This window comes from Pseudomonas sp. P5_A2_2 (genome assembly GCF_054177685.1).
Genome location: NZ_JBGCUL010000242.1, coordinates 1 through 5,894 on the forward strand (window position 1 = coordinate 1; position 5,894 = coordinate 5,894).

Below are 5,894 nucleotides of genomic sequence, written 5' to 3' on the forward strand. Positions count from 1 at the left end.
CTTCCCAGGGTAGCTGCAGATGAGTGAACGGGCGAGGTTTCCACAGGCCCTGATGCTCTGTCAGAAAAGCATCCAGCGCAGTGAAGCGGGCGAGCAGGACCTCGCCCGTCAACACGCCGGTATCAACGCCCTTGGCAGGCATCGACGCGCAGCCAGCGCTCCAGCAGCTTGAAGCCGCGCACCAGCACATAGGCCATCACCAGGTAGAACATGCCGGCGGCGAAGAAGATCTCCACCGGCAGGTAGGTCCGGGCAATGATGGTGCGGGCCATGCCAGTCAGTTCCAGCAAGGTCACGGTGCTGGCCAGGGCGCTGGCCTTGAGCATCAGGATCACTTCGTTGCTGTAGGCCGGCAGGCCGATGCGCGCGGCACGCGGCAGGATGATGTAGAGCAGCGCTTTGGGTTTGGACATGCCCAGTGCCCGTGCCGCTTCGATCTCGCCCGGTGGAATGGCCTGAATGGCGCCGCGCAGGATCTCGGCGATGTAGGCCGCTGTGTGCAGGGTCATGGTCGCCGTGGCGCACCAGAACGGATCGCGCAGGTACGGCCACATCGAGCTGTTTCGAATCGCGTCGAACTGCGCCAGGCCGTAGTAGACCAGGAACAGCTGAACCAGCAACGGCGTACCACGGAAAAAGAAGATGTAGCCGTAGGGAAATGCCCGCACCCACCACAAGCGCGACGAGCGGGCGATGCCCAGTGGAATGGCCAGCAGCAAACCGGCGATCACGGCGATGGCCACCAGTTCCAGGGTCAGGGTCGCGCCCTGGGCCAGTCTCGGCAGCCACTTGATGATGACTTCCCAGTTCATTGGGTGCTCCTCGCGAAGCCGCGAGCGGCGCGTTTTTCCAGGAAGTGCATGCCGGTCATCGCCAGAACCGTCAGGCCCAGGTACATGAACGCGGCCACCATAAAGAAGGTGAACGGCTGTTTGGAGACGGTCACGCCGATTTGCGCATGACGCATGATTTCTTCCAGGCCGATCACCGACACCAGCGCGGTGTCTTTCATCAGGATCATGAACAGGTTGCCAAGGCCGGGCAGGGCGATGCGCCACATCTGCGGCATGATCAATTTGGTGAAGATGCGCCATTTCGACAGGCCCAAGGCCACGCCGGCTTCACGATGGCCTTTGGGGATGGCGAGGATCGCGCCGCGAAACACTTCCGTGGCGTAGGCGCCGAAGCACAGGCCCAGTGCAATCACGCCGGCGGCGAAGGCGTTGAGTTCGAGGTCGGGGTTGCCGAAGAACTCGCCCAGGGCACGCATCAGGTTGACCGTGCCGAAGTAGATCAGCAGCACCCAGAGCAATTCAGGGATGCCGCGAACCAGGGTCGAATAAGTGCCGCCAAGCCATTGCAGCGGCTTGTACGGGGAAGTCTTGGCCAAGGCGCCGAGCAGACCGAGTACCAGCCCCAGGCACAGGGCCGAGAGTGCCAGTTTCACAGTCATCAGCGCGCCAGCGGCGAGCGCCGGGCCGAATCCGTAGAGGTCGATAATCATGGATTTCTTTTCAAATCGCGGCAGGCAAGGCCGAGAACCGGCGCCATCAGGCGCCGGTCTGGCAGGTCAGTATCAATAGATACTGAACGGGAAGTACTTGTCGTTGATCTTCTTGTAGGTGCCGTCAGCGACGATTTCTTTGAGCGCGCTGTTCAGCTTCTCGCGGATCGGGTCCTTCTTGCGCACGGCAATACCGATCTTGTCGCTTTCTTCCACCGGGTCGCCCTTGAACTCGTAGGCACGGCCAGCGTCGCTTTTCAGCCACTCGTAGTTGACGTACTTGTCGGCCAGGATGGCGTCCAGGCGGCCGGAAGTCAGGTCGAGATAGGCGTTTTCCTGGGTGTCGTAGAGTTTGACTTCAACGCCCGGCATGTTGTCTTCCATGAAGGTGCCTGCCAGGGTCGAACGCTGGGCGCCGATCACCTTGCCTTTCAAGGAGTCCTTGTCAGTTTTGAAGTCGACGTCTTTCTTGGCGACGAACTGCAGSTTGTTGGAGTAGTACGGATCGGTGAAGTCCACCGCTTGCTTGCGCTCGTCGGTGATCGACATCGAGGAGATCAGGAAGTCGAACTTCTTGGCGTTCAGGGCCGGGATGATGCCGTCCCAGTCGGAGGTCACGACAGTGCACTCGACTTTCATCTTGGCGCACAGGGCGTCGCCGATCTCTTTGTCGAAGCCGACGACATTGCCACTGGCATCTTTATTGTTGAACGGCGGGTAAGCCGCTTCGATGCCCATCTTCAGGGTTTCGGCCATGGCACCGGCGCTGAACGCCAGGGTGACGGCGGCAGCCAGGAAGACCTTTTTGCAGTTCTGCATGTGGATAGCTCCGTTAGCGGTTGCTGGACATGAATTGTTTGCAGCGTGCCGAAAGCGGGTTTTCAAACACCTGCTGTGGCGATCCTTGCTCTTCTACCAGGCCCTGGTGGAGGAACACCACTTCGCTGGAGACCTGACGGGCGAAGCCCATTTCGTGGGTCACGAGCAGCATGGTGCGGCCTTCTTCGGCCAGCGCGCGGATGACATTAAGTACTTCCTGGACCATTTCCGGGTCAAGCGCGGAGGTCGGCTCGTCGAACAGGATGACCTTGGGCTGCATGGCCAGGGTGCGGGCGATGGCCGCGCGTTGTTGCTGGCCACCGGACAGTTGCGCCGGGTAGGCATGGCGTTTGTCGGCGATGCCGACCTTGGCCAGCAGGGCTTCGGCGACTTCGATGGCTTCGGCCTTGCTCTGGCCGAGTACGCGGCGCGGAGCTTCGATGATGTTGTCGAGCACGCTCATGTGCGGCCACAGGTTAAAGTTTTGAAACACAAAACCGATTTCGCTGCGCAGGCGATTGATCTGCTTGCCGTCGGCGGCCACCAGTTCACCGTTCTTCGCGGCCTTGAGCTTGAGTTCTTCGCCGGCGACCAGGATCTGGCCCTGGTGCGGGTTTTCCAGCAGGTTGATGCACCGCAGGAACGTGGACTTGCCGGAGCCGGAGGAACCCAGGATCGAGATCACATCGCCGTCGCGGGCGGTCAGCGAGATGCCTTTGAGCACCTCCAGCGAACCGTAGCGTTTGTGCAAGTTGCGGATTTCAAGCGCGGGCGTGGCCTCAGCCATGTGCGTTCCTCATATATGTTGCGCTCCTGCTGTTGGCGGCCTTCCTGGCGAGGCGGCCAACCTAGCATAGCGTTTCAATGGCAGCCAACAGCGCTACGGACGGTAAACGGCTGGTGTGTGGCAGGTTGTCGCATCGGCGCAGCAGACTGTCGCCCCATCAACAACCGAACAGTCGTTTGAACCTTGCCTGTCGGTAAAAAGCGCGGTGGCTGCCGCAAAAAAAGGCGCGATGTTGCCAGCTTTGACAGGGTGTTGGAAGCGCTATCCGGCCAAATGCACCGCTTGTGCACTTTTAATGTGCGCGGAGCCATTTTCAGGTGTGTTTCCGGTGCGCTGATTCACCACACAACGTGGGTCGCAGGGTAACGCTCTGGCGAAGTGCCATTAAATTCAATGGGTTGCGATGATCGTCCGGTCTAGACGAGATCGCCGGGCTAGAGGGTTATGAAATATTTTGGCGCAATTATTGCGTGCAGAATACAGAACGCCCCGTTGGCTTCTTTTTACGAGAAAGATCGCCGAACGGGATGCACGCATTCGCTTCTCCTTACAAAGGTAGTTTTAATGAGCAGTATCCAAAGCTCTAATGGCCTCGAACAGGGGCTCAAACCGCGCCACGTGACCATGCTGTCGATTGCCGGGGTTATCGGCGCCGGCCTGTTCGTTGGCTCGGGTCACGCCATCGCCGCTGCAGGTCCGGCTGTTCTGTTGGCTTACGCCGCCGCCGGTATGTTGGTGGTGTTGGTGATGCGCATGCTCGGCGAAATGGCCGTTGCCTCGCCGGACACCGGCTCGTTTTCGACTTACGCCGACCGCGCGATCGGTCACTGGGCCGGTTTCACCATCGGCTGGTTGTACTGGTGGTTCTGGGTGCTCGTCATCCCGTTGGAGGCCAACGCCGCCGCGACCATCCTGCATGCCTGGTTCCCTGGTGTGGACATCTGGGCCTTCGCTCTGGTCATCACGATGCTGCTGACCGTGACCAACCTCTTCAGTGTAAAGAACTACGGTGAGTTCGAGTTCTGGTTTGCCCTGATCAAAGTGTTGGCCATCATCGGTTTCATTGTTCTGGGCCTCATGGCGATCTTCGGCTTCCTGCCGGGCAGCCAGGTCAGCGGCGTTTCCCATCTGTTCGACACCCAGGGCTTCCTGCCAAACGGCATGGGCGCAGTGTTGGGCGCGATCCTGACCACCATGTTCTCCTTCATGGGCACCGAGATAGTGACCATCGCGGCCGCGGAATCGAAAGATCCGGGCAAGCAAATCTCCAAGGCCACCAACTCGGTGATCTGGCGGATCGGCTTGTTCTACCTCGTGTCGATCTTCATCGTCGTTGCCCTGGTGCCATGGAACGACCCGATTCTGGCCAGCCTCGGTTCCTACCAGACTGTGCTTGAACGCATGGGCATCCCGAATGCCAAGATCATCGTCGACATCGTGGTGTTGGTCGCCGTGACCAGCTGCCTGAACTCGGCGCTCTACACCTCGTCGCGGATGTTGTTCTCCCTGGGCAAGCGCGGCGATGCGCCGGCGATGTCCACCCGTACCAACAAAAGTGGTACGCCTTACTGGGCGGTGATGCTGTCCACTGGTGCCGCGTTCCTGGCAACATTCGCCAACTACGTGGCCCCGGCTGCGGTGTTCGAATTCCTGCTGGCCAGCTCCGGCGCCATCGCATTGCTGGTGTACCTGGTGATTGCGATTTCGCAACTGCGCATGCGTAAGCAGCGTATAGCGCGCGGGGAGAAAATCGCCTTCAGCATGTGGCTGTTCCCGGGCCTGACCTACGCGGTGATCGTCTTCATCGTTGCGGCCCTGACCATCATGCTGTTCCAGGATGCCCATCGTGTGGAAATTCTCGCGACCGGCTTGCTCAGTGCCCTGGTAGTAGCGACCGGCTTGCTGGTGGCTCGCCGTCGCAAACTGGAACAGCGTGGCGCGGTGGTGCTGAACTGATCCATACCGCGTAACGCAAAACGGCCGCTGTCAGTGATGACGAGCGGCCGTTTTTGTTTGAGTCGATTGTTCCGTATTCAGTCGACATCAACCCAGTCTTCTACGCGTAACCCCGGAACGCGCTCGAACTCCCGCAGGTTGTTGGTGATCACGATAAACCCGCGTGAGCGTGCGTGCCCGGCAATCATTTGGTCGTACGGGCCTATGGGTGTGCCGGCCTTTGCCAGCTCGGATCGAATCATTCCGGTGTGTGCTGCAGCTTCGTTGTCGAAGGGGAGGACTTCAAGCCGGGCGACGAAACCCTCGATGACCGCCAGGTTTTTTTCGGGGGCTGCTGATTTTTCAGCTCCGTAGATCAGTTCAATCAACGTTATCGCACTGATGCACAGTTGGCCGTGATGACGATTGAACGCCTCCCGTACCACCTGTGGTTTGTTCTTGATGGTGAAGATGCAGATGTTGGTATCGAGCATGTACTTGATCATCAGAACGACTCACGCTCCTGATCGGCGGGTTGCTCGCGATCGGTCATGAAGTCTGCCGTGATACTTTCGCCATCGAACCAGCTGTCCCAGGTTTCACCGGCGGGCGTGATGATGCGGCTTCGACCGACGGCAACGACGTCGACTCGTTTCACGTCGCTTGGCATGGCTACAGCTTTCGGCAGGCGAACGGCCTGGCTTCGATTGCTCATGAAAAGGGTTGTCTGTTCCATTTGGACCTCCTGCGCTTTTGCTGGCGCGATGAGTCAGAAGGATAGGTTTTGTGTTGGATATGTCAATGGGATATTCGAGGGGCCTGACGGAAGGAAAGTGCTCGATTCAGAGC

7 protein-coding genes and 1 pseudogene are annotated in these 5,894 nt (G+C 59.4%); 1 reads left to right on the top strand and 7 read right to left on the bottom strand.

The genetic code is table 11. The features are described from left to right. The 5 genes and pseudogenes from ACXRVY_RS15135 to ACXRVY_RS15155 form a co-directional block, all read right to left on the bottom strand. A pseudogene (locus tag ACXRVY_RS15135) lies at positions 1–142 on the bottom strand (SAM-dependent methyltransferase); the annotation flags it as partial. After that, positions 123–812, bottom strand: a complete 690-nt coding sequence (locus ACXRVY_RS15140; protein WP_223457877.1) for an ABC transporter permease — start codon at positions 810–812, stop codon at positions 123–125. The gene ACXRVY_RS15140 and the pseudogene ACXRVY_RS15135, both read right to left, overlap by 20 nt. Then, entirely contained in the window at positions 809–1,504 is a 696-nt protein-coding gene (locus tag ACXRVY_RS15145; protein WP_008046524.1) for an ABC transporter permease, read from the bottom strand. Before ACXRVY_RS15145 ends, ACXRVY_RS15140 begins: the two co-directional genes overlap by 4 nt. A gap of 72 nt (positions 1,505–1,576) precedes the next feature. Next, positions 1,577–2,323 (bottom strand): ABC transporter substrate-binding protein, encoded by a 747-nt coding sequence (locus ACXRVY_RS15150; RefSeq protein WP_458237678.1) that lies wholly within the window; start codon positions 2,321–2,323, stop codon positions 1,577–1,579. Between the two features lie 13 nt (positions 2,324–2,336). Further along, the gene (locus ACXRVY_RS15155) at positions 2,337–3,110 is read right to left on the bottom strand and encodes an ABC transporter ATP-binding protein (protein ID WP_007972784.1); all 774 of its coding nucleotides are present in this window, start codon (positions 3,108–3,110) and stop codon (positions 2,337–2,339) included. Between the two features lie 564 nt (positions 3,111–3,674). On the opposite strand from ACXRVY_RS15155, the gene gabP reads away from it, so the two are divergent. Continuing rightward, positions 3,675–5,066, top strand: a complete 1,392-nt coding sequence (gene gabP / locus ACXRVY_RS15160; protein WP_457265697.1) for a GABA permease — start codon at positions 3,675–3,677, stop codon at positions 5,064–5,066. 77 nt (positions 5,067–5,143) lie between these two features. Here gabP and vapC read toward each other — a convergent pair whose 3' ends face one another. Further along, positions 5,144–5,551 carry a type II toxin-antitoxin system tRNA(fMet)-specific endonuclease VapC gene (gene vapC, locus ACXRVY_RS15165; protein WP_457265696.1) on the bottom strand — a complete coding sequence of 136 codons (408 nt, stop codon included), beginning with the start codon at positions 5,549–5,551 and terminating at the stop codon, positions 5,144–5,146. Next, positions 5,551–5,781: a type II toxin-antitoxin system VapB family antitoxin gene (vapB, locus tag ACXRVY_RS15170; protein WP_056725827.1), complete on the bottom strand. Its 231-nt coding sequence runs from the start codon at positions 5,779–5,781 to the stop codon at positions 5,551–5,553. Before vapB ends, vapC begins: the two co-directional genes overlap by 1 nt. Positions 5,782–5,894 lie beyond the last annotated feature (113 nt).

Excerpts from the sequence above, each read along its gene's own strand:
- ACXRVY_RS15140 (WP_223457877.1), bottom strand. The coding sequence starts at position 812 with ATGAACTGGGAAGTCATCATCAAGTGGCTGCCGAGACTGGCCCAGGGC.
- vapC (WP_457265696.1), bottom strand. The coding sequence starts at position 5,551 with ATGATCAAGTACATGCTCGATACCAACATCTGCATCTTCACCATCAAG.
- vapB (WP_056725827.1), bottom strand. The coding sequence starts at position 5,781 with ATGGAACAGACAACCCTTTTCATGAGCAATCGAAGCCAGGCCGTTCGC.
- gabP (WP_457265697.1), top strand. The coding sequence starts at position 3,675 with ATGAGCAGTATCCAAAGCTCTAATGGCCTCGAACAGGGGCTCAAACCG.
- ACXRVY_RS15155 (WP_007972784.1), bottom strand. The coding sequence starts at position 3,110 with ATGGCTGAGGCCACGCCCGCGCTTGAAATCCGCAACTTGCACAAACGC.
- ACXRVY_RS15145 (WP_008046524.1), bottom strand. The coding sequence starts at position 1,504 with ATGATTATCGACCTCTACGGATTCGGCCCGGCGCTCGCCGCTGGCGCG.